Genomic DNA, 19,990 nt, shown 5'->3' with positions numbered 1-19,990 from the left:
GGTTGGCCCTCTGGCGTGTCTCCCCGCACTGGTGATTCTTAAGGTTCAGCTGCGTATATTCCCTATCCGACACTCTGCTTGACGCGTTTTGGCTCCTCAGACGATCCTTCTATTGCAGATTATGTCCTAGCAAATATGACATATTGCAGCATTGAGTAGAGTCTCCCTGAAACTCACACTTAGCAAGGGGAGCATCGTGATCACGCTTGAGTCAGTGTCGAAAAGCTACTCCGGAAAATTTGGCAGCGTTGACGCGCTCATTGACGTGTCAGTCCAGGTTGAACGATCAGATATATTTGGCATCGTCGGATTCTCAGGCGCCGGAAAATCTACGCTCATCCGCATGGTCAACCGCTTAGAAGAACCAGACAGCGGAACCATCCTGGTTGACGGGGATGACGTGACTGCGATGACCAAAAAACAGCTGCTCAACAGTCGTCGAAATGTTGGCATGGTATTTCAACAGTTCAATCTGTTAGAGACCAAAACCGTCTTCCGGAATGTCGCCATGCCGCTCATGTTGCAAGGCAAGTCTCGCGCTGAAATTGCCCGTCGAGTTGAAGAAGTACTGGACATTGTGGAGCTGTCAGATAAACGTGACGCGCGTGTGAGCCAACTTTCTGGTGGTCAAAAACAACGTGTCGGTATTGCCCGGGCGCTTGCCACTGAACCGGATATTCTCCTGTGCGATGAGGCCACGAGCGCTCTGGACCCAAAGACCACCGAAGCAATCTTGCAACTTTTGAAACGGATCAACCAGACGATGGGTGTGACAATTTTACTGATCACCCACCAAATGCAGGTCGTCCAACGGATTTGCAATAAAGTCGCTGTGATGGAAGCGGGCCGAGTTGTGGAACAAGGCTCGGTGATTGACGTTTTTGGAAATCCTCAATCAGCCACTACCCAAGAATTTGTCCGAACTGTCATCAACGATCAGATCCCTGAGGCTGTGGTGGATTTGGTCAAACATGACAACCGCAATGCCCGAATCTATCGGCTGCGCTCCGTTGGCATAGCCTCCCAGAGTGTCCTACTAGCCCAACTGCATCGGATCAATGGGCTTGAAATACATATTCTGGCCGCCACCGTTGAGCAATTGGAAGACACTGTGATCGGGTTATTCCACGTGCAACTTATCGGATCCGACGAGGCCATAGGACTTGGTGAGCAGCACATTGATGCCGCTGGGATCACCAAAGAACAGGTGCGCATCTAATGGACTTCATGGAACAAGACTTCTTCGGCGTCAGTGGGGAAAAACTGCTCTTAGCCGGTGCACAAACAGTGTACATGCTGGGCTGGAGCATGCTCTTCGGCTCTGTCTTGGGCATAGCCATTGCCCTGTTACTGGTCATGACCCGCCGAGGCGGACTAACTGAAAACCGCGTTATCTATGCCGTGTTGAACTTCATTATCAACATCACTCGCAGTGTGCCGTTCATCATCCTGTTAGTCGCGCTGATTCCCTTTACCCGGTTTGTAGTGGGCACAAGTATCGGTAGCCAAGCTGCCCTGGTCCCGCTGACCATCTACATCACCCCGTTCATCGCCCGCATGGTGGAATCAAGCCTGCTGGAAGTCAAACCCGGCGTCATCGAAGCCGCGCAGGCCATGGGCGCAACAAACTGGCAAATCATCCGTCACTTCCTGCTACCTGAGGCATACCCGTCCATCGTGCTTTCCCTGACCACCAGCATCGTCGGTCTCTTAGGCGCCACCGCAATGGCCGGCTACGGGGGCGGAGGCGGCGTCGGGGACCTCGCTTTGACCTACGGTCACCAACGATTCAACACGCCACTGATGATTTTCACGATCGTCATCCTGGTGGTCTTCGTCCAAATTATGCAAGCCTTTGGCAACGCCCTATCGCGCAGACTCCGCGAACCCAAATAACACTCATTACCCCTTGGAGGTACAACAATGAAAAACCTGACCAAACTCGGTGTCCTGCTGGCACTACCCGCGGCCCTGACACTGGCCTCCTGCACCCCACCAGGTGAAGGCGATGCCGCCGCCGAGGAGGAAGCCGGCGACCGTGGCGAAATTTCGTACTCGAAATCCCAGGGCCCCTATACCGAACTCTTCGAAGATGCCATCATTCCTATCCTGGAAGAAGACGGCTGGACCTTCCGCGCGGAAGAAGTTTCCGAACTGCTCAACGCTAATATCGCGCTAAATGACGGCGATGTTGACCTCAACGTAGAACAACACACCGCTTATATGGAGGACTTCAACGACAACTACGAAGGCGACCTGGTTGCGATCACCTCCATCCCAACGGTCCCCGCCGGCCTGTATTCCGAAAACCATGACAGCCTTGACGACGTCACCGAAGGTGCAACCGTTGCACTGCCAGATGATGCCGCCAACGCCGCCCGTTGCTACCTGGTCTTAGAAAAAGCCGGCTGGATTGAAATCGACGACGACGCCGACCCGAGCAATATCACCCAAGACGACATCACCGACAATCCGTACAATCTGGAACTGACCGAAATGAAGTCGCTGACCATCCCATCGGCAGCACCAGACTTCGACTTTTACGTGTTGACCGGCTCCATCGTGTACAACGCCGGCATTGACGCCTCGACTGCGCTAGAAACCGAAGATATCCTGGACCACTTGGTATTGAAAGCCGTGGTGAAAGAAGAAAACCAGGACACCGAATGGGCGCAGGCCGTCGTCGACGCCTACCACTCAGACGAATTCAAGACCTACCTTGACGAAAACAATGATGGTCTGTGGTGGATCCCTGAAGAGCTTCAGTAACCACTCCAGCACGTTGAGATTGTAGACCCCATATGGCGGGGCCCTCCACATAACCTGCGGAGGACCCCGCCATGTCTTTGCCTTACGGGTCGTTTTGTCAAGAGCCTCGCTGGCATTATGGGGACCAAAGCACACGGCATCACCAATATCGCTGTGACCGATCGGTTTGCCCCAGGATCTCGGCTACACTGCAGCCATATGGAACGTATCAATGATCAGCTCGTCTCCTGGGCCTCGATGCTTGAAGATGAAACCCGCAAACAGGCCATTACTTCGGCCGAATTGGACTTTATCTACCCGCACATCGCCCTGATGCCTGATGCCCACCTGGGCTATGGCGCAACCGTAGGTTCTGTCATTCCGACACTGGGTGCTGTCATGCCTGCAGCAGTCGGCGTGGATATCGGGTGCGGCATGATCGCGGTGCAAACCCAATTCACATTCAACGATTTACCCAAGGATCTCAAGACACTTCGAGAACAGATTGAACGCGCCATCCCGGTTTCAGCAGGCCAATACAACCGCAAAATCTTGGCCACCGCCAAGCCGCGCATCGACGAATTAGAAACCATGGCACTACAGATCGACTTCGATCCCGATGCCTTCGACAAAAACTGGCGAGTCCAACTGGGCACCCTGGGCGGCGGGAATCACTTCATCGAAATCTGCTTGGACGAAGACGATAACGTTTGGACGTTTTTACACTCCGGATCACGAGGCATTGGTAACAAGATCGCCACCCACCACATTGCGATTGCCAAACGCCTCCGGCACGAAGCCGGCGACACCATGCCCCACGAAGATCTTGCCTGGTTTGAAGAAGGCACCCCAGAGTTTGATGACTACATTGCTCATTTGCACTGGGCTCAGCACTTTGCGCTGTTGAATCGTGAAGAAATGATGGATCGGGTCAACGAGCAGTTAGGTCGCTGGGTGGGCGAACCCGTACGCGATATCCAACGGATCAACTCGCATCACAACTTCACCGAAAAAGAAGAACACTTCGGCAAAGACGTCTGGGTAACCCGCAAGGGAGCGAATCGCGCTCGCAACGGCGATATGGCTTCAATTCCGGGATCAATGGGTGCTGCCTCCTACATTGTGGAGGGCAAAGGCAATGCTGATGCACTCGACTCCGCACCGCACGGTGCAGGACGACAATACTCGCGCCGGGCTGCGCGCCGAGCCTTTACCCAGGATGACTTACGCAAAGCAATGGTTGGCATTGAATACCGCGATACGCATAAATTTATCGACGAAATTCCGCAGGCGTATAAGCCGATTGATCGAGTCATGGCGGACTCCACCGAACTGGTGACCATTCGCCACACACTGCGCCAAATCGTAAACGTCAAGGGGGACTAGTCCGCATCAGGGATAATAGAGACCATGTCTTGGATGGATGATAACCCCTTTACCACCGGTTCCCGCACCTACCAACGGGTGTTGATCACCGGAATGGTCATCCTGGGCATCGGTTTTCTGTGTGCCATTATCGGTGGGCTCACCTCCACCCGCATCCTGTCACTGACCGCCGTATGGGTTATGGGTGCAGGGCTTATCACCCACGTGATTGCTCAAACGATCCGATATGCCGGACGCCGTAAAGAACTGCGCGAAAACCTCGAAGCTGACCGCAAACGTCGCCAACAGCGTGGAAAGGACTAAACATGACTGTTGACATTACCGGCCGAGAATATCCCACGGTTGGCCCGTACCATGTCGGAAGCGAAGACATCCGCAACTTCGCGACCGCGGTGAAAAATACTCACCCCTTGCACCACGACATCGAAGCCGCCCGCGCAGCCGGTCACAAAGACCTCGTCGCACCACCAACGTTTCTGGTGTCCATTGCCCAACGTGCCGAAGCCCTGATGGTCAATGACCCCGAAGCCAATGTGGATTTCTCGCGCGTGGTCCATGCTGATCAGCGCTTCACCCACCACCGCAGCGTGGTCGCCGGTGATGAACTCTATGCCACCGCAACGGTAGGCGCCGTCAAAGAACTCGCCGGCAACCGACTCATCACCACCCACGTCGAGATCACCACGGCCCAACGCGCGCCGGTGGCGACCATAGCCTCAACGTTGCTGATTCGCGGATAAGGACTGTTTCATGATTGCAATCGAAAACCTCACCAAAGGCGAAGTCGTCGCCACCCGCACCATCGATATCACGCGCGCGGATCTGATCCGTTATGCCGGGGCATCGGGCGATTTCAACCCGATCCACTGGTCCGAAGCCACCGCTGAAACCGCAGAACTGCCCGGCGTCATCGCCCACGGCATGCTCTCAATGGGCCTGGCCATAGACTTAGTCACCGAATGGACCAACGATCCCAGCGCCATCATCGACTACCAGACCCGGTTTTCTGCAATGGTCCCCGTCGAAGAAACCACTCACACCGCCAACCCGGCCCGACCATTTGAAAACCCCAACCCCGGGGCACAACTCGACGTCGTAGCAAAAATCGGGGCAATCAACGAAGAAACCAACGTCGTCCGCGTGGATCTGACCGTCACCAACCCCAACGACAACAACGCCCGTGTCCTGACTCGTGCCCAAGCTCAAGTGCAGCTCTAACCGTATGACGCAAAACTTACTAGCCAATTACACCACTGCCCGAGTTGGGGGACCAGCCACCACATGGGTCAAGGTCACCACAGAAAACCAACTGACACGCGCCATTGCTGAGGCCGACAGCGCCGACGTGCCGCTGCTCGTGGTGGCCGGCGGCTCCAACCTACTCGTCGCTGATGAAGGCTTTCCGGGCACCGTCGTCCAGATCGCAACCCAAGGCATTGAGGTGGTCGAAACCACCGACACCAACGTCCATATTCGGGTGGCAGCCGGGCATACGTGGGACGACGTCGTTGCCTGGTCGGTGGCTGAAGGCCTCACCGGCATTGAAGCCCTGTCTGGCATTCCGGGTTCTACCGGTGCCACCCCGGTCCAAAACGTTGGCGCCTACGGAGCGGACATTTCCCAAACACTGCACAGCATTCGCGTTTGGGATCGCAAAGCCCGCAAGATCATTGAACTGACCGGTGATGATCTGGAGTTTGGGTATCGCGACTCGATCATCAAGCGATCGATTGTGTCTTCGACCACGAACTTTCGCAATGCATCACCGCGTTGGATTGTGCTCAGCGTTGATTTACAGTTGACCAAAACCGGTGAGTTAGCACCGGTGCGATATGCCCAATTGGCTCGTGCCTTGAATGTTGAACTGGGGGACCGTGCTCCGCTGGAACACATTCGTCAAACCGTGCTGGACTTACGCGCCAGCAAGGGTATGGTGCTTGAGGCCACGGATTACGACACCTGGTCGACCGGGTCGTTCTTCACCAATCCCATCGTGCCGATTGAGGTGGCTGACACCCTGCCTGATGAGGCGCCACGTTTTGCTCACCATGAGGCCGGCAATGATGTCGAGACGGTCAAACTGTCAGCTGCCTGGCTGATTGATCACGCTGGTTTCCACAAGGGCTTCGGCCTGAACGGTGAATCCGGAACAGTTGAGGGCAGAGCATCCTTGTCGACCAAGCACACGCTTGCTTTGACGAACCGGGGGAGTGCCACAACCCAGGATATGGTCAGGATTGCCAGCCTGGTGCGCGACGGTGTTGTCAAAAAATGGGGCATCACGCTGGTTCCAGAGCCAGTCTTGGTCGGAGTGCAACTAGCGGATCCGCAGACGGTACGTTCAACTCGATAGATCAGCGAGTTCTCTTGCTGCCGGAACGTACTCATTTCCGGGCAGAGGTTCACCGTTTTGGCGCTGTTGGATGTCCTCATGCTTGAGATCTGATGCATTACCGAGTGCGCAGTGCGCTACAGCGGTGATGCTGTAGGTCTTACCAGCAGCACCTGTATCAAAGTTTGTCTTGTGGACCGGCCCATCAAAGCAAACTGGTAGGCAGCACCTTGGTCACCATTATTCATGGTGCAACTCCGGACTGTTGCTGTGCCGGTACTGGCTTCCCAATTTTTGGCTTCCTGCTGCTCGGTCATGTCGACGACGAGCTGAATTACTGCGTCACGACCTTGGTGAGGAGTCATTTGAGGATTCGCATGTTGTTCAGTGGTTGTGCACCAGGTAGTCAGACTAAGAATCAATTCCACAGCACCGACTGCTGATAAACGGCAGGTCTTGGATTTTCGTGGACTTTCATCAGTAGTAACAACCACCTATCATCGGCTGTTGATACGGGGTAGGTCAGTGATCGACATGCGGTGTCATCTTCTCTGGCTCATTTCGTAGTAGCCTGTACCGTCTTTGGAATCCCTGCCTATCCATGTCCCCTGCAGCAAAGGTACTCGCACGGCATTTTAGACCGAGACAGGTTCGTTCGCATTTTGCCCAAGCTGGGCAGAATGTTTTGCCCGACGGGGTCGGTGCGCTTTATACCAGGTCATCAGCACCACGGAAACGAGTCCTACCAAGGCCAACAGTAGCCACATGGCCAGTGGTAACAATACGCCACTTGTGTCGAATGCTCCACCAGCAATGAGTGAGCGCAACCCGGTGACCACGTGAGTCATCGGCAGCCAACCATGCAAGTCTTGTAAGAACTGTGGAGCTGTTTCAATTGGATACGTACCACCTGCAGCTGATAGCTGCAAAACAATCAGTACCAGTGCAAGAAAGCGGCCTGGCGCATCGAAGACAGCAATGAGCATCTGATTCAGTACGAAAAAAGTCAGACTTGCAAAGAAACAGAGCGCATATACTCCCGCTGTTTGGACCATATCAATACCGACGACAAAACGTACAACGGTGACCATCAACGTACTTTGAACAAGCGCCATGATGAGCACTGGGAATATGCTGGATAACACGGCACGTAGACGAGAATCAGTAGTTACGATACGACGCACATTGATCGCCGGTTGCATCAAGAAATAGCCCATGGCTCCAACCCACAGTGCAAGCCCCATGAAATACGGGGCTAGCCCCCAACCATATCCAGCGACCTCATGAAGACGTTGTTGAGCCAATGTGACAGGATCTGAGGCGGTGCCAGCCAGGTGATCGCTTTCCTTATCGGAATACCTCGGAACGTTGCTTTTGCCCTCATCAAGTCCTGTCGCTAGATCATCGGCTCCCGTGTCGAGCTGATCTAGTCCACCGTGCAAGTCATGAGCTCCTGTCGTTGCATCTCCGGCACCGGCTGCTAAATCGGTCGTGCCACTGCTTAGCTCGTTGGCACCGTCGTTTAGCGTTTCAAGTCCGGTACTGAGTTCACTGGATGCGGCCGCTGCAGTATTGATTGCATCGGAGAGCTCTTGTGTGCCGTCCACTAGAGTACCGGTCGTAGTCGTAAGACGATCGGCTGCTTCGTACATCAGCTGGCTGCCCTCGGTGCCCCGGTCCGCCCCGGAACGCACCCGATCCAAGACCTCCTGTACCTGAGTAATATCTGTTGATAGTCCCGTCAGTCCGGTAGCGGTGTCGTTTGTCGTGTCGCCACCAACCAGGTCGGCGAGATCCTGGTGCAGTGTTTTGGCCTGTTTCTGTGCTTCCTCGTGGCTGGTTTTTGCTGCCTGTGCGTTGTCCGTCATTGCTTGTACAGCAGCCTGGCGTTGGGCCTCAGATAAGTCATTCCAGTTGTCTAACAGGTTCTGGCCGTCAGCAGAGATATCATCAGTGTGTTGTGAAGCAGTCGTGACTAAACCACCAATATCTTCTGCGGTCGATTCACTTGCCTGGGCGGTGTCTAGTGCACTTTGGGCATCAGCTGCCAGAGCATCGACCACCGACGAGGCATCTGCAATATCGTCAGCTATGTTTTGTATACCGTCGGCGATCTGCTGAGCTTTATCGTCAATATCCTCAGCTGTGTCGGGAAGGTCTTGGGTTTTGGCATTGAGGGTGGCTAGTCCGGAGGCTAGCTCACGCGACCCAGAAACTGCTTCGCCTGTGCCAGATGCTAGATCGGTGGCACCATTGGAGAGTGTATTGGCTCCACTGGTGAGTTCTTCAAGACCCACGACGAGGTCGCCTGCTCCAGTATGAGCGCTGGATGTACCATCGGAAAGTTCGTGTGCACCATCAGCTGCTTCATCAAGTGCTGTCCCAATGTCCGTGAAACCAATGGTCATCTGTGCTACAAACTCTTCACCGACTTGCTTGGACACTGACGAACGAACCGCTTCGCCAACGGTTGCAGCGATATTGCCAGCGATAATATTTGATGCATCGTCGGTAACGATCGTCAACTGGGACTGGGCTGCTGCTAAGGGCTCCTCGTCGCCTAGCGATGCTGCGTTTGACGAGAAGCTGCTAGGGATTTCGAGAATTGCTCGAATCTGCCCTGTTTCTAGGGCATCATGGGCTTGGCGTTCGTTCATGGTCGTCCAGCTAAAACTCTCATCAGAGTCCAGTAATGTCTCGGTGAGATCATCGCCTAGCTGGAGCTTGTCATCATCGCTAGTTGTGGCAGGCTCGTCTTGATTTACGATGGCTGCGGACATGACCTCTAAGGAACCGGTGGGATCTTTGACGGACCAAACCAACAGGCTGGCATAGATCAGTGGAATGATGGCTAGCGCCGTCAGGATAATCGTCAACTGAACCTTGGGGTTGAGACGGGACATAAACGAGCTCCCCACGTTGAACTTCATACGATACTTTGACACATGTAAATCTTACAGGTGTAAACATATCCTGCTATGCTGGATCATGTCAACGTGGCAGCACGGTTATTGATAAGGATGGGTACAAAAATGGTGAAAGTGGCCTCGGGGCCCGAGGACGTAGGCTCGGTCAACCCGCGGGCTGAGCGTTCTAGGGCAGCTCTGATTGAAGCCGTCACCGAAGCTCTGGATGAGGGACAGCCGGGTGAAGTTTTTAGTGTCGCTGAAATTGCGCGAGCAGCAGGAGTTAGCCGGCCAACCTTGTATCAGCACTTTGGTGACCTGCCAAACCTGATGCGCGCTTCGGCAATGGTACGACTAAAATCGCTATTCGATACGGTCCCGCCACTGCAGCCATATCCCACGTCTTGGCGGGCGGCCGCGGCCACGGTATTACAAGCTTTGCTCCAGGAGCTGGGGCATCGCCGCGCCTTTTACTTAGCGGTCTTAGATTCGACCGCCGGGCGGGATGTCCGAGAAGATGTCATTGAGTTCTTAGCTTCGCGGATTATTGACGTGCCTGCCCTTGGAGCTGTCATTAAGAAAATAGAATCCACTGCTGAAGGACTACGCGAACACGCCATGTTCTTAGCGGCCGGGGCACTGTGGCGTACGGAACGTTGGCTCCGGGATGACCATCCAGAGCCCGCCTCCCAACTTGCTGATCGTTTGAGCCATATTTTGGCAACCGCCGGTGGAATGCAGCAATTAGGCTAAGTCGCTCAGGGCATCTGTGTACTTATATTGGTGGTGACCGTGTAGGTTGTAGCACTCAGAATCCTGTGTTTCGAGGAATCAAAGCATACAATGTGTCAAAACACTTGTAGAGCAGGACGAGTTTGTGCTGCATGACTAGGAGTACCGTGACCATGTCTGACGAACAGCCCGCCCGCCAACCACAAGGCGCGCCCGCTGCATTGCTCAACGGGCTAGCTATCTTGGAGTCATTTTCAATCCGGCGTCCGGCGCTGGGGGTCACTGAAATTTCAGAAATTGTTGGATTACATAAATCCACGGTGTCTCGGATGCTGCATGGTTTAGCAGAACTGGGCTATGTTCAGCGTGAGCGTGATGGAGGTCGTTACCGGCTGGGCCTAAGTGTTTTGGAACTGTCGGCCCCGCTGCTGGCGGATCTCGATATTCGTGACGCTGGCTTAGAATATTTGGAACAGCTCACAGAAGTTACAGGTGAGACCTCGGCGCTCGGCGTGTGGAGCGGTACCGGTACGATCGTCGTCGACCAGGTTGCCAGCCCGCATCAGGTACGGCATACCCAGCCCATCGGTAACCGTTATAACCAGTGGAATTCGTCTTCAGTGCGTGTCATGTTGGCATATCAGCCGATGAAAACCGTTTGCGAATTAGTCGATGGTGGTCTGATCATCCCACCCAGGGGCGGGTTGACTCACGAACTCATTCAAAACGAACTCGATGAGATTCGTCGGACCGGTCTGGCGATGAATAAAGGTTTTACTACTCCGGAAGAGTTCGGCGTTGCAGCTGTGGTGCGTGACCTGCGAGGTGCTGAGATCGGTTGTGTGATTCTTTCTGCCCCGTCGTCGCGTGTCGAGCTCAACGACTCTGCAGAGGACCTGCAGGAGGCTGTGCGCAAGACGGCCAATGATATCTCGGCTCGCCTCGGTGCTCCGGTGATGTCAGAAAATGGTTGAGGGGATGATTCCGAAGAAGCACACCTGAGGAGTTTTTATCGACCCGTTAGACCAGAGTTTTCGGAGGGTAGCACCGAACTAGCGGATGTAATCGGTTTATCATCCAGTCAGAACCGAGCTGTCAGCCAGCGGTCCCAGGCATCAGCGGTATGACAATAAACGCACCTGAGAGTAGTACCACCCAGTAGCCGAAGTGAAACATGGTCTTGCGGTGTCCAAAGCGGTCGCACAACTCTCCATCGATCTCCAACGAATGGGCTGATGCATGCTCGGTGGTGTCTTCTTCGACATCATGGAACATCGGGGATGGCGTCTGCACATACTTGCCGCCTCCCGATAGTCCCGGCAGACGGTAAGTAAGCGCCAGCAGAAACGCCGCCCAACACCAATTTGGTCTTAGCTGGTAGGAGTACGATGGCTACCGCACCGTTGGAATCAGGCTGGAATATGGTGTCGATGATGGTTGCCGTGAAGCCGTAGACCGTGGAGTCGAACCATTCCAAAACCGTGCCGGTGAAACCGGCGAACGTTACCGGAGTATAAAACCTTGATCAAAACGTGCGAAGTAGGCGTGGATGTTTCGTAACAGGTTGAGTGACCAGTCGTCATGGAAGACCCACTTTCTAGCATGATGCGATGGTTTATCACTATCAAGTCTCTTGCTGAGCTGCATGATTCGCTCTAAGGCTTGGTTGCACGGGGTGTCGGGTAATCGGCACGACGATTACTTGTGAGCTTCAGATTCTGGGGCGCGTTGCTTCACGAACTGGGGCTTGCGACGGAAATAGACCTGTCGTCGTATGATTGCCACCACGTCGCCTTGCTCATCGGTGATTTCTACGTCGAACCAGTGTAGATATTTCTCACCGTTGGCAGTTTTTGATTTGATGAGATCCCATGTTTCGTCAGCGACTTGCATGTCAGCGGTAATTTTTCCCCGGCCAGGTTTGACGAATTTTGCCTCAACTCCGACGTCCCACACCAAATATTCTTTGCCGAGACCGTAGACGCCGGCGAACATGAAAAATGGGTCGGTCATGGATAACATGGTGCCACCGAATGCAGTCCCGACTAGGTTGCGGGTCAAGATATTGGGTTTATGTGTGACGATCGATCGGGAAGCGTCCTGGGCGATGTATTCGGGTTTGATACCTGCTCCGAGATACGGCGGCCAAATGCGCATGAATCGTTGGAGGAATTTCGGCCCGATGCGCATGGAAGCATATGTGGGGATCTTCAATTTCGGCAATCGCATGGCATGACTCCTTATGCTCTGGCTTAGACCGTATTGCGGTCATTCTAGATCACCGGATCACCTGAACTGGAGTTGCTAGTACTTGGCCTGGATCTAGCTGGATTGCCGCCCTTCTTCGCGGTGGCCAACCTGCGAGGACGCGACTTCGCTGAAGTGAAACCGTTGGATTGCTGTGAGCCGGCGGTGTCAGATATTTTTGGCAAAGTAGACGGTATCGAACCCTGTAAGAGTCTCGGCTCGTGTGGCTGGACTGGCTGTGATGATTGTGCCACCAGGGTTGATATAGGTCCGGTTTGGTTTCTGGAAGTTCGCATCGACAGGGGCAGGATAAACGCGGTGTCGGCTACGACCAAGATGTTCTACTAGACATGGGAAATAACGGGCTTGCCGATTCCAATGGCAACCGGGCTGATGCTAATGCGTGGCTTTATGGCTGGGATGTCCTATGCTGCGAGTTGCTGATTGCCGATAGCATCGATCAGTTTGACATCTTCGGTTAGAACCTGGTCGATGGCAATGGCTTAGCTGCGCGGTATACCGTTTTGCCATGCGATTACTGTGAACGTGGTGGCCCACCGGCCGATACCAAACAGATTATTGGGTCTGACATCATGACTGCCGTCCACTGAAGGTTGGTTGATTGGACTCCACGATCCATGAGCCGTTAAATGCGTGAGCCACCATTGTGTTCATGGTGGCTCACGTTGGCGCCGGAAGACCGGCGAATCAATTTTTTAGAGGTTGCCGGTGGCAATCATCAGCATGCGACGTACTGGTTCTGCAGCACCCCACAGTAGCTGGTCGCCCACGGTGAACGCCGAGATGTATTCCGGCCCCATGGCCAGTTTGCGCACACGGCCAACAGGAACATCCAGGGTACCGGTGGCAGCAACCGGGGTCAGCTGCTGCATCGAGGCTTCCTTATTATTTGGGATGTATTTGACCCAGTCGTTATCGTTGGCCAGGAGCTCTTCGATTTCATCCAGTGGGATGTCTTTGGTGAGCTTCAGCGTTAGCGCCTGGGAGTGGGACCGCAGGGCACCGATGCGAACAGTGACCGATTCCAGTGGCATGATGTCATCACCGGTGCGACCAAGGATTTTGTTGGTCTCGGCCATGCCCTTCCAATCCTCACGGGACATGCCATCACCCAGGTCCGAATCGATCCATGGGATCAGGGAACCGGCAAGCGGGGCACCGAACTGGGTGGTGTCTAGGGAGCCATCGCGCTGGGCGGTGATGACCTTTTTGTCGATTTCTAGGATGGCGGAGCTCGGGTTTTTCAAATCTTCAGCTACGACGTCGTGCAGGGTGCCAAAGCCTTTGAGCAGTTCACGCATGTGGCGTGCCCCACCACCGGAGGCTGCTTGATAGGTCATTGCGGTTCCCCACTCGACCAGTCCGTTGCGCATCAGACCGCCCAGACCCAAGAGCATCAGCGACACGGTGCAGTTGCCGCCAACATACTGGTTGATGCCGTTTTTCAGGCCCGCATCAATCTGGTCACGGTTGACCGGGTCCAAGACGATGATTGACTCATCATCCATGCGCAGGGCGGAGGCCGCATCGATCCATAGGCCCTTCCAGCCGGCAGCACGCAGTTTGGGATAGACGTCGTTGGTGTAGTCACCGCCCTGAGTGGTCAGAATAATCGGCAGTTTGGCCAGGGTATCGATGTCATGGGCATCCTGCAGTTTTGCTGAGGTGTCTACACCGGGCAGTTCAGGGACGGCACCTCCGGCGTTGGATGTAGAGAAAAACACCGGATTGATCTTAGCGAAGTCATTTTCTTCGATCATCCGTTGCATCAGCACGGATCCGACCATGCCGCGCCAGCCAATAAGACCAACGGTTGGACGGGATGCTGCATCAGCGTACATTGGGGCTTCCGAAACTTGTTGAGTCATGACGTCTCATTCTACATTCTGTGATAGTGCGTACTTTTTGCGAGCGGAGTATGCCCAGAGTCCGATCCCGATAAATACTTGGGTCAGGACGAGAAGGAAGATGATTCCTGCGATTGTTTTGCCAGTTAGGACCAGGTAGAGCCCCATCCCGGCACATACCAGCGCCAACAGGGGACCGGCTACCAACCCGAGAAAAGCCAGTACCATCTGGCGTTGGGACACCGGGGCGGTGTTTGTTGTCTTAGTCAAGGGTGCGCTCCCATCGTTCAAACCGGTACTGCACAGAGGATTTGGATGTATGCCAGCTATCTGATGGATCCTGTCGAGTCAGCGTCCATGAGGTATCAAGTGTGGGTGCATACGTATCGCCATCAACGTGAATGTTGAATAAGCTGCGTTCTACAACGGTGGCTACCTCTAAGGTCTGATCATATAGGCTGCCCCCACCAATGACCCAAACCATAGGCCCGGTCTTAAGCTCACCGGCGAGTTCCAGCCCCTGTGCCAAATCGGCGACCACGTGCACGTTGTCATTGTCTAATTTATTATCCGAAGGATCTTCAGTGAAGGTCTTAGATACTACGATCGAGGTCCGGCCGGGTAGCGGTCGGTACGAGTCTGGAAAAGACGACCAGGTTTTTCGTCCCATCACGAGCACTTCGCCCATGGTAATGTCTTTGAAATGCTTGAGATCTTCGGGCACATGCCAGGGCATGTCACCGTCCAGCCCGATGACACCGTCTAGGCTTTGCGCCCACACTAGGCCGATGTGGGTGTTAGACGGCAACTGGAGCTGAGATCGTGGGGTGGTGTTGGTAGTCAATGACTTCGAAATCTTCCAATTCGTAGCTGAACAGATCTTTGGGTTTGCGTCGGAACCGTAACTGGGGGTACGGGTACGGTTCCCGAGCGAGTTGTTCACGGGCTTGATCGACGTGGTTTGTGTAGATGTGAACATCCCCGCCGGTCCACACGAATTCGCCAGGGTTGTAACCCAGCTGCTGGGCCATCATCATGGTCAGCAGGGAGTATTCTGCGATATTGAACGGCACTCCCAGGAACATGTCAGCAGAACGCTGGTAGAGCTGGCAGGAAAGTTTGCCGGGACCATCTTCTTCGGGTTGGACGTGGAATTGGAACATTGCGTGACAAGCGGGCAGTGCCATTTCATTGAGCTGGCCGGGGTTCCAAGCTGAGACAATGTGACGTCTGGACCCGGGGTTCTGGGCCAGCGATTCCATAACCTGGCTGATCTGGTCAATTGATTCGCCATTGGGTGTAGGCCAGGAGCGCCACTGCACACCGTAAACGGGACCTAACTCACCGTCTTCGTCAGCCCACTCATTCCAAATACGTACCCCCCGTTCCTGCAGCCACTTCACGTTGGAATCGCCGTTCAAGAACCAAATCAATTCTAAAGCAGCAGATTTAAAGTGCACACGCTTGGTGGTGATCAGTGGGAAATACTCCGCGAGGTTGTAACGGATCTGACGGCCAAATACCGAGTAGGTGCCGGTACCGGTGCGATCCATTGTTAACGTGCCATTTTCAAGCACATCGGCCAGCAAATCTTCATACGGGGTGTCGATGGACTGAGCAGTCATATTCCTGTTTCGGGTTATCGTTTAGCGGCTGGATTCGTGACAAGGTGCAGGTATTCGGGATACCGGCGCAAATAGTCCACAATATAGGAACACTGCGTTGTGAACTTTTGTTCCTGTTGTTCAAACTGATCTAGCAGCAGGGTGGTCAATGCACGGGCATAGCCTTGACGGCCGTATTCTTCGGCCACAATCGTGTGCTGCAAAACGTAGACTTCAGGATCTTCGTCAGCCATGCGGTAGCCGATGAAACCGATGAACGTTGTGTCTCCCGTGTACGGGCTTTCATGGTGTAGTTCAAAACGGTCTTTGGCAGGAACATGCACTAACCGTAGATTCTGATGAACGATTTTTTCTGGCTGCGTGCCCGGCAATTTTGTCATAGCCACAGCCTACCAAGGCTGCTGGATCGCGCCTACGGTTCTTCCACAAGATCGCAGCGCTGCGGATCGGTAGGCTATTTCACGAGTGGATCGTAGCGTTCCACCGACACAATCTGCCCTGCACGATGCTTTGCCCGGTGGAGCACTAGAACCGAGCCTGGTGCTAGCTTGAATTGTTTCTTGTTGGTGACCGACTTTGGGTTGATGACTGCCCGTTCTTCCCGGATCCAGGTTTTGATCTCTTTGAGAATCTGTTTTATCACCCCAGGTTGAGAACATATCAAGATAGGTTCGGGACGTTTGAATTCTTGGCGGAGGCGTCGTGTCAAGAATCTGTTTTGGGTGTCGACGGTTTTATTAAGCCACTTCTTGGTTCGCACTGCTCCACCGTATTTTTTGACATAGGGGGCAATGGTTTCCAATGAGCGAGTGTATTTGGATGTGACGACGCGTGTGGGTTTCCACGCTCGCATTAAACGGGCGACGGCTTTAGCCTGTTGATATCCGGAATCGGCCAGCGGACGGTCAATTTCGTCTCGAGTCCAGGACTCGGCAGGGGTAGCTTTAGCCTGACGCAGGACCACGAACGGCACAGTTGCCAGTTGATGAGCTTCGAATGCAGCCTCGAGCACGTCGAGGGGTTTCTGGTCGAGCTGTTTGGAAAGCATCTGTCGTGCTCGTTGCACATTGACCCAGCGAACGTCATCGAGTTCTTTATTATCGGGACGGGCCTTTTGATCAATCACCCGGGCTGCCCAGTACCAGACTTCTTTGCGCTTATTACCCTGAGGAGTATTGTATTGGACGATTCCTAAGGGGATCCCCAGTGGCAGGTCAAGTCCGACTTCTTCTTTTGTTTCCCGCCACGCTGTTTCCGGCAGGGTTTCATTGGCCCCGAGTCGACCTTTTGGCCAGGACCAGTCATCAAATTCCGGCCGATGGATCAGCAAGACTTGAAGTGTTCCAGACTTAATGCGCCATGGGATTGTGCCGGCAGCCAGGATTTTTGCGTTGGTTCCTTGTTCAGCTGTGATCGCGGTAGCACGGGTAGTGGTGAGCTTACCGAGGCGTTTTGCAGCGCGCATGAAGTGTGAGCCTAGTTGTTGGAAGAGAACATGACGTCAGTGTTTTCAATACTGAACCCCAAGGATGTATAGAGGTTGACCGCTGGGCGATTTTCATCATCAACATACAATACAATCTTCTCCAAGCCAGAACCGGCCAAGTGGTTCATACCGTGCAGGGTTAAAGCTTTGCCCAGACCAGAGCCTTGAGTGTCCGGATGCACACCGACGGCGTACACCTCTCCGGAGGCCGAGCCCACAGGTGTTTTGGTCCAGTGAAAACCCACCGGAGTGCCTTGCGCGTCTTCGGCGATGAAAAAGCCTTCAGGATCGAACCAAGATTCAGCTTTGCGTGCCTCTAGATCATCCTGGGTTAGCTGGCCCTGTTCAGGATGATCCGCAAAAGCAGTGGCGTTGAGAGCTAACCAGGCGGCATCGTCGTCATCGGGTACAAAAGTGCGGATGGAGTACCCTTGCGGGAGCGTCACATCCCCAAAAGATTCCCGATCAATTTCTAGGGCCATCCGATACAGCACACGGACCGGTTCCAACCCAGCTTTGGTTGCCAAATGGCGTGCCGCCGGATGATCGCCGTGGCTCCAGGCGGTAATGACTTGTTGTGCTGTGGCGTGCTGAGCCAGCACCTGTTTGGTGGCATCGACTAATTGACGACCGATTCCATTGCCGCGCTCATCTGGTGCGACCAGCAACTCGATGACCACGGGCTGTTCGGCGTCTTCAGGAATAACGATCGCTGCACCACCGGTGAGATCTGGGCTACCGGTGGTGACCAACCATGCATGACCGGCGCGTAGCTCGACCCAGGTCTGATCGCCAAAGGGCTCATTATTATCGGCTGCGACCCCAAGATCGGCAAGTTTTCGGAGTTCAGCGAGATGATTCGACGTTTCTGCAGGATCGTGCACACGCAATTGAGTCATGCCACCACAATAACGGGTACCGGGATTTTTTGGGCACGGTTGTCGTTAAGCTCAGCTCAACGCCGGCGTCATGCCATGATAGAGGGGTGCGTAGGACTATTTCAGCTTTGACCACGGTCGCCGCCGCTGCGGTGCTGGCTGTGGTGACAGTATTTGTGCCCAATTTGCCACTGTGGGTCAGCCCCGCGGTCTTATCGGTGCTGGTCATCGGTTTTTCCATAGCCTGGCCGGTTACGGTTAGCCCGACCCCACGTTGGGGCATCAGCGCGGTCTTGGCCTTGACCGGGCTGGCCTCGGTCTGGGTGGTCTCCTTGCTGCCGGCACATGTCGAATTTTCGCCACTGGCTACGGAATTATGGCTGGCACCCGTGGGCGGAGCTGCCGCATTGGGTGTGCTTTTGATCTTTGGCGTACAAACCTTTTCCCAGCCCGGTGGGCTGCAGCGGTTCTTAGCCACCGCCATGCTGTGTGTGGGTGCCGTTATTGCATCTACCACCGCCGGTTGGGCCATGCTGCTGCGGCAAAAATTTGAAGTTGCGCAAGGCACGCTGGTCATCGAGCGGATCACCGGTTTGACCTGGTTGATGCTGACCATACTGGTTGCACTTGCCGTGGCAGCACTGGCCACCCTGTTGCCGACTCGACGTCGCAACCGCATGATCGCCGTCGTCGTTGGTGCAACACTGGTGGCCATCATCATGCAGGTCATCCGTCCCGGGGTGTTATCCGTCCCGGCGGTCATCGGCGCGGCAATTGCCGCATTGATCATCGCGCTGGCCGATAGTCTTTCCGAATCCAATGAGGCTCCGCGGGAGTCGCTGCAACACCCGCTGACGGCGGTCGCGCTGGGCACGGGCACGACGATTGTTACCGGAATGGTGGGGTACTTCGTCATCAACGTTTTACCCTGGTAATAATTGACGACACCAAGTCGTATCGAATCGAGATTGTGAGTAAACTAAGGGCCATGTCTGTTCTAGCTTTAGAAATCTTTTTCACCGTCCTCGTCGGGCTGGCCGGCGTAGGTATGGCAGTATTCGCACTGCTGGTTATCCGCGGCCTCTATAGAGGTCAACGCTAAACCCCGACGTGGCTATCGAATTACCCTACGATCTGCTCCCAGAGCTGGCGCCACTGTCCTGGTTGATCGGCTCCTGGGAAGGCCAAGGCCGTCTTGGTGCAGGCGAAGAGGACTCGCAGATCTTCTATCAGCGTATCGATTTCGGCGAAACCGGTCTGCCCTTTTTGCAGTATCGCGCCGAAACCTGGCTGTCGGAAGAAGACGGTACCCTCATTCGCCCGCTCACCTTCGAATCCGGGTACTGGGCCATTGACCGGCAGCGGCATTCCGCCGACGTCGGGCCCGGCATGAAACCCGCCGACCCGGTTCCCGCCTATCGTTCTGCAGAAGACGTCGAACGGTTACGGAAAAACGAAACCGATTTTCCCATCACTGCCACAATCACCCACCCGGGCTCAATGTCTGAGTTGTACTACGGGATCGTTCGCGGTCCCCAGATCCAGCTCAACGCCGACGCGGTCCTCCAGGGCACCCTGGCCGGCACATACCATTCTGCCAACCGCATTTACGGGCTGGTCAACGGCCAAATGTTCTGGCGCTGGGACGTTGTGGAAACCGAAGGCGAAGAACCCAAACCGCACGCCTCGGGCATCCTCGACAAAATGCCATCCCAAAACGATGGTCGTCTGCCACCCGGGAAACCGCACCTGCCAGGCAAATACGAGGCGTAGAGTGTGTAT

Annotated in this window: 22 protein-coding genes; 12 read left to right on the top strand and 10 right to left on the bottom strand. The window is 54.6% G+C overall.

The genetic code is table 11. From position 1 onward, the window contains the following. The first annotated feature begins 196 nt into the window (after positions 1–196). The 8 genes from K8V32_RS08090 (at position 197) to K8V32_RS08055 (ending at position 6,487) form a co-directional block, all read left to right on the top strand. Entirely contained in the window at positions 197–1,219 is a 1,023-nt protein-coding gene (locus tag K8V32_RS08090; protein WP_303905595.1) for a methionine ABC transporter ATP-binding protein, read from the top strand. Next, positions 1,219–1,896 (top strand): methionine ABC transporter permease, encoded by a 678-nt coding sequence (locus K8V32_RS08085; protein WP_303905592.1) that lies wholly within the window; start codon positions 1,219–1,221, stop codon positions 1,894–1,896. Before K8V32_RS08090 ends, K8V32_RS08085 begins: the two co-directional genes overlap by 1 nt. Positions 1,897–1,923: 27 nt before the next feature. Next, positions 1,924–2,769: a MetQ/NlpA family ABC transporter substrate-binding protein gene (locus tag K8V32_RS08080; RefSeq protein ID WP_303905588.1), complete on the top strand. Its 846-nt coding sequence runs from the start codon at positions 1,924–1,926 to the stop codon at positions 2,767–2,769. 198 nt (positions 2,770–2,967) lie between these two features. After that, a complete protein-coding gene (locus K8V32_RS08075) occupies positions 2,968–4,134 on the top strand; it encodes an RtcB family protein (RefSeq protein WP_303905585.1) in 1,167 nt (388 codons plus the stop codon). A gap of 24 nt (positions 4,135–4,158) precedes the next feature. After that, positions 4,159–4,437 (top strand): hypothetical protein, encoded by a 279-nt coding sequence (locus tag K8V32_RS08070; protein ID WP_303905582.1) that lies wholly within the window; start codon positions 4,159–4,161, stop codon positions 4,435–4,437. A gap of 2 nt (positions 4,438–4,439) precedes the next feature. Then, the gene (locus tag K8V32_RS08065) at positions 4,440–4,874 is read left to right on the top strand and encodes an FAS1-like dehydratase domain-containing protein (RefSeq protein WP_303905579.1); all 435 of its coding nucleotides are present in this window, start codon (positions 4,440–4,442) and stop codon (positions 4,872–4,874) included. Positions 4,875–4,884: 10 nt separating this feature from the next. Then, on the top strand, positions 4,885–5,352 hold the full coding sequence (locus K8V32_RS08060) for a MaoC/PaaZ C-terminal domain-containing protein (protein ID WP_303905576.1): 468 nt from the start codon (positions 4,885–4,887) through the stop codon (positions 5,350–5,352). Positions 5,353–5,356: 4 nt separating this feature from the next. Beyond that, positions 5,357–6,487 carry a UDP-N-acetylmuramate dehydrogenase gene (locus K8V32_RS08055; protein WP_303905573.1) on the top strand — a complete coding sequence of 377 codons (1,131 nt, stop codon included), beginning with the start codon at positions 5,357–5,359 and terminating at the stop codon, positions 6,485–6,487. Between the two features lie 614 nt (positions 6,488–7,101). Here the strand turns inward: K8V32_RS08055 and K8V32_RS08050 are convergent. Continuing rightward, positions 7,102–9,369, bottom strand: a complete 2,268-nt coding sequence (locus K8V32_RS08050) for a YhgE/Pip domain-containing protein (RefSeq protein WP_303905570.1) — start codon at positions 9,367–9,369, stop codon at positions 7,102–7,104. Positions 9,370–9,498: 129 nt separating this feature from the next. On the opposite strand from K8V32_RS08050, the gene K8V32_RS08045 reads away from it, so the two are divergent. Together K8V32_RS08045 and K8V32_RS08040 are read left to right on the top strand one after the other, a co-directional pair. Further along, complete coding sequence (locus K8V32_RS08045; RefSeq protein ID WP_303905567.1) at positions 9,499–10,125, top strand: TetR/AcrR family transcriptional regulator; 627 nt, start codon at positions 9,499–9,501, stop codon at positions 10,123–10,125. 152 nt (positions 10,126–10,277) lie between these two features. Then, positions 10,278–11,078, top strand: coding sequence for an IclR family transcriptional regulator (locus tag K8V32_RS08040; protein WP_303905564.1), 801 nt, complete (start codon positions 10,278–10,280; stop codon positions 11,076–11,078). A gap of 290 nt (positions 11,079–11,368) precedes the next feature. Here K8V32_RS08040 and K8V32_RS08035 read toward each other — a convergent pair whose 3' ends face one another. From K8V32_RS08035 to mshD, 9 genes are all read right to left on the bottom strand, one after another. Further along, complete coding sequence (locus K8V32_RS08035; RefSeq protein WP_303905562.1) at positions 11,369–11,581, bottom strand: hypothetical protein; 213 nt, start codon at positions 11,579–11,581, stop codon at positions 11,369–11,371. 221 nt (positions 11,582–11,802) lie between these two features. Further along, a complete protein-coding gene (locus tag K8V32_RS08030) occupies positions 11,803–12,333 on the bottom strand; it encodes a DUF4442 domain-containing protein (RefSeq protein WP_303905559.1) in 531 nt (176 codons plus the stop codon). A gap of 734 nt (positions 12,334–13,067) precedes the next feature. Then, complete coding sequence (gene asd, locus K8V32_RS08025) at positions 13,068–14,240, bottom strand: aspartate-semialdehyde dehydrogenase (protein ID WP_303905556.1); 1,173 nt, start codon at positions 14,238–14,240, stop codon at positions 13,068–13,070. A 6-nt stretch (positions 14,241–14,246) separates the two neighbouring features. After that, positions 14,247–14,489 (bottom strand): NF038396 family protein, encoded by a 243-nt coding sequence (locus tag K8V32_RS08020; RefSeq protein ID WP_235604992.1) that lies wholly within the window; start codon positions 14,487–14,489, stop codon positions 14,247–14,249. Next, positions 14,482–15,063: a dihydrofolate reductase gene (locus tag K8V32_RS08015; RefSeq protein ID WP_303905552.1), complete on the bottom strand. Its 582-nt coding sequence runs from the start codon at positions 15,061–15,063 to the stop codon at positions 14,482–14,484. Before K8V32_RS08015 ends, K8V32_RS08020 begins: the two co-directional genes overlap by 8 nt. After that, positions 15,017–15,844, bottom strand: coding sequence for a thymidylate synthase (locus tag K8V32_RS08010; RefSeq protein ID WP_303905549.1), 828 nt, complete (start codon positions 15,842–15,844; stop codon positions 15,017–15,019). The genes K8V32_RS08015 and K8V32_RS08010 overlap by 47 nt, the downstream gene beginning before the upstream one ends. Positions 15,845–15,858: 14 nt before the next feature. Beyond that, on the bottom strand, positions 15,859–16,224 hold the full coding sequence (locus tag K8V32_RS08005) for a GNAT family N-acetyltransferase (RefSeq protein ID WP_303905546.1): 366 nt from the start codon (positions 16,222–16,224) through the stop codon (positions 15,859–15,861). A gap of 74 nt (positions 16,225–16,298) precedes the next feature. Continuing rightward, positions 16,299–17,309: an NUDIX hydrolase gene (locus K8V32_RS08000; protein ID WP_303905543.1), complete on the bottom strand. Its 1,011-nt coding sequence runs from the start codon at positions 17,307–17,309 to the stop codon at positions 16,299–16,301. An 11-nt stretch (positions 17,310–17,320) separates the two neighbouring features. Then, positions 17,321–18,229 (bottom strand): mycothiol synthase, encoded by a 909-nt coding sequence (mshD, locus tag K8V32_RS07995; protein ID WP_303905540.1) that lies wholly within the window; start codon positions 18,227–18,229, stop codon positions 17,321–17,323. 107 nt (positions 18,230–18,336) lie between these two features. Between mshD and K8V32_RS07990 the strand changes: the two genes are divergently transcribed. Together K8V32_RS07990 and K8V32_RS07985 are read left to right on the top strand one after the other, a co-directional pair. Beyond that, positions 18,337–19,143 carry a hypothetical protein gene (locus tag K8V32_RS07990; RefSeq protein WP_303905537.1) on the top strand — a complete coding sequence of 269 codons (807 nt, stop codon included), beginning with the start codon at positions 18,337–18,339 and terminating at the stop codon, positions 19,141–19,143. 175 nt (positions 19,144–19,318) lie between these two features. Further along, positions 19,319–19,981 (top strand): nitrobindin family protein, encoded by a 663-nt coding sequence (locus K8V32_RS07985; RefSeq protein WP_303905534.1) that lies wholly within the window; start codon positions 19,319–19,321, stop codon positions 19,979–19,981. The last annotated feature ends 9 nt before the right edge of the window (positions 19,982–19,990 follow it).

The organism is Enteractinococcus helveticum, from assembly GCF_020742345.1.
Lineage (GTDB): Bacteria > Actinomycetota > Actinomycetes > Actinomycetales > Micrococcaceae > Yaniella > Yaniella helvetica_A.
The sequence above is the reverse complement of the archived record's forward strand: the minus strand, read 5'-3'. Positions and strand labels throughout refer to the sequence as shown.

Excerpts from the sequence above, each read along its gene's own strand:
- K8V32_RS08060 (WP_303905576.1), top strand. The coding sequence starts at position 4,885 with ATGATTGCAATCGAAAACCTCACCAAAGGCGAAGTCGTCGCCACCCGC.
- K8V32_RS08050 (WP_303905570.1), bottom strand. The coding sequence starts at position 9,369 with ATGTCCCGTCTCAACCCCAAGGTTCAGTTGACGATTATCCTGACGGCG.
- K8V32_RS08070 (WP_303905582.1), top strand. The coding sequence starts at position 4,159 with ATGTCTTGGATGGATGATAACCCCTTTACCACCGGTTCCCGCACCTAC.
- K8V32_RS08055 (WP_303905573.1), top strand. The coding sequence starts at position 5,357 with ATGACGCAAAACTTACTAGCCAATTACACCACTGCCCGAGTTGGGGGA.
- K8V32_RS08040 (WP_303905564.1), top strand. The coding sequence starts at position 10,278 with ATGTCTGACGAACAGCCCGCCCGCCAACCACAAGGCGCGCCCGCTGCA.
- K8V32_RS08075 (WP_303905585.1), top strand. The coding sequence starts at position 2,968 with ATGGAACGTATCAATGATCAGCTCGTCTCCTGGGCCTCGATGCTTGAA.
- asd (WP_303905556.1), bottom strand. The coding sequence starts at position 14,240 with ATGACTCAACAAGTTTCGGAAGCCCCAATGTACGCTGATGCAGCATCC.
- K8V32_RS08010 (WP_303905549.1), bottom strand. The coding sequence starts at position 15,844 with ATGACTGCTCAGTCCATCGACACCCCGTATGAAGATTTGCTGGCCGAT.
- K8V32_RS08085 (WP_303905592.1), top strand. The coding sequence starts at position 1,219 with ATGGACTTCATGGAACAAGACTTCTTCGGCGTCAGTGGGGAAAAACTG.
- mshD (WP_303905540.1), bottom strand. The coding sequence starts at position 18,229 with ATGACTCAATTGCGTGTGCACGATCCTGCAGAAACGTCGAATCATCTC.
- K8V32_RS08045 (WP_303905567.1), top strand. The coding sequence starts at position 9,499 with ATGGTGAAAGTGGCCTCGGGGCCCGAGGACGTAGGCTCGGTCAACCCG.
- K8V32_RS08065 (WP_303905579.1), top strand. The coding sequence starts at position 4,440 with ATGACTGTTGACATTACCGGCCGAGAATATCCCACGGTTGGCCCGTAC.
- K8V32_RS08080 (WP_303905588.1), top strand. The coding sequence starts at position 1,924 with ATGAAAAACCTGACCAAACTCGGTGTCCTGCTGGCACTACCCGCGGCC.
- K8V32_RS08000 (WP_303905543.1), bottom strand. The coding sequence starts at position 17,309 with ATGCGCGCTGCAAAACGCCTCGGTAAGCTCACCACTACCCGTGCTACC.
- K8V32_RS08005 (WP_303905546.1), bottom strand. The coding sequence starts at position 16,224 with ATGACAAAATTGCCGGGCACGCAGCCAGAAAAAATCGTTCATCAGAAT.
- K8V32_RS08030 (WP_303905559.1), bottom strand. The coding sequence starts at position 12,333 with ATGCGATTGCCGAAATTGAAGATCCCCACATATGCTTCCATGCGCATC.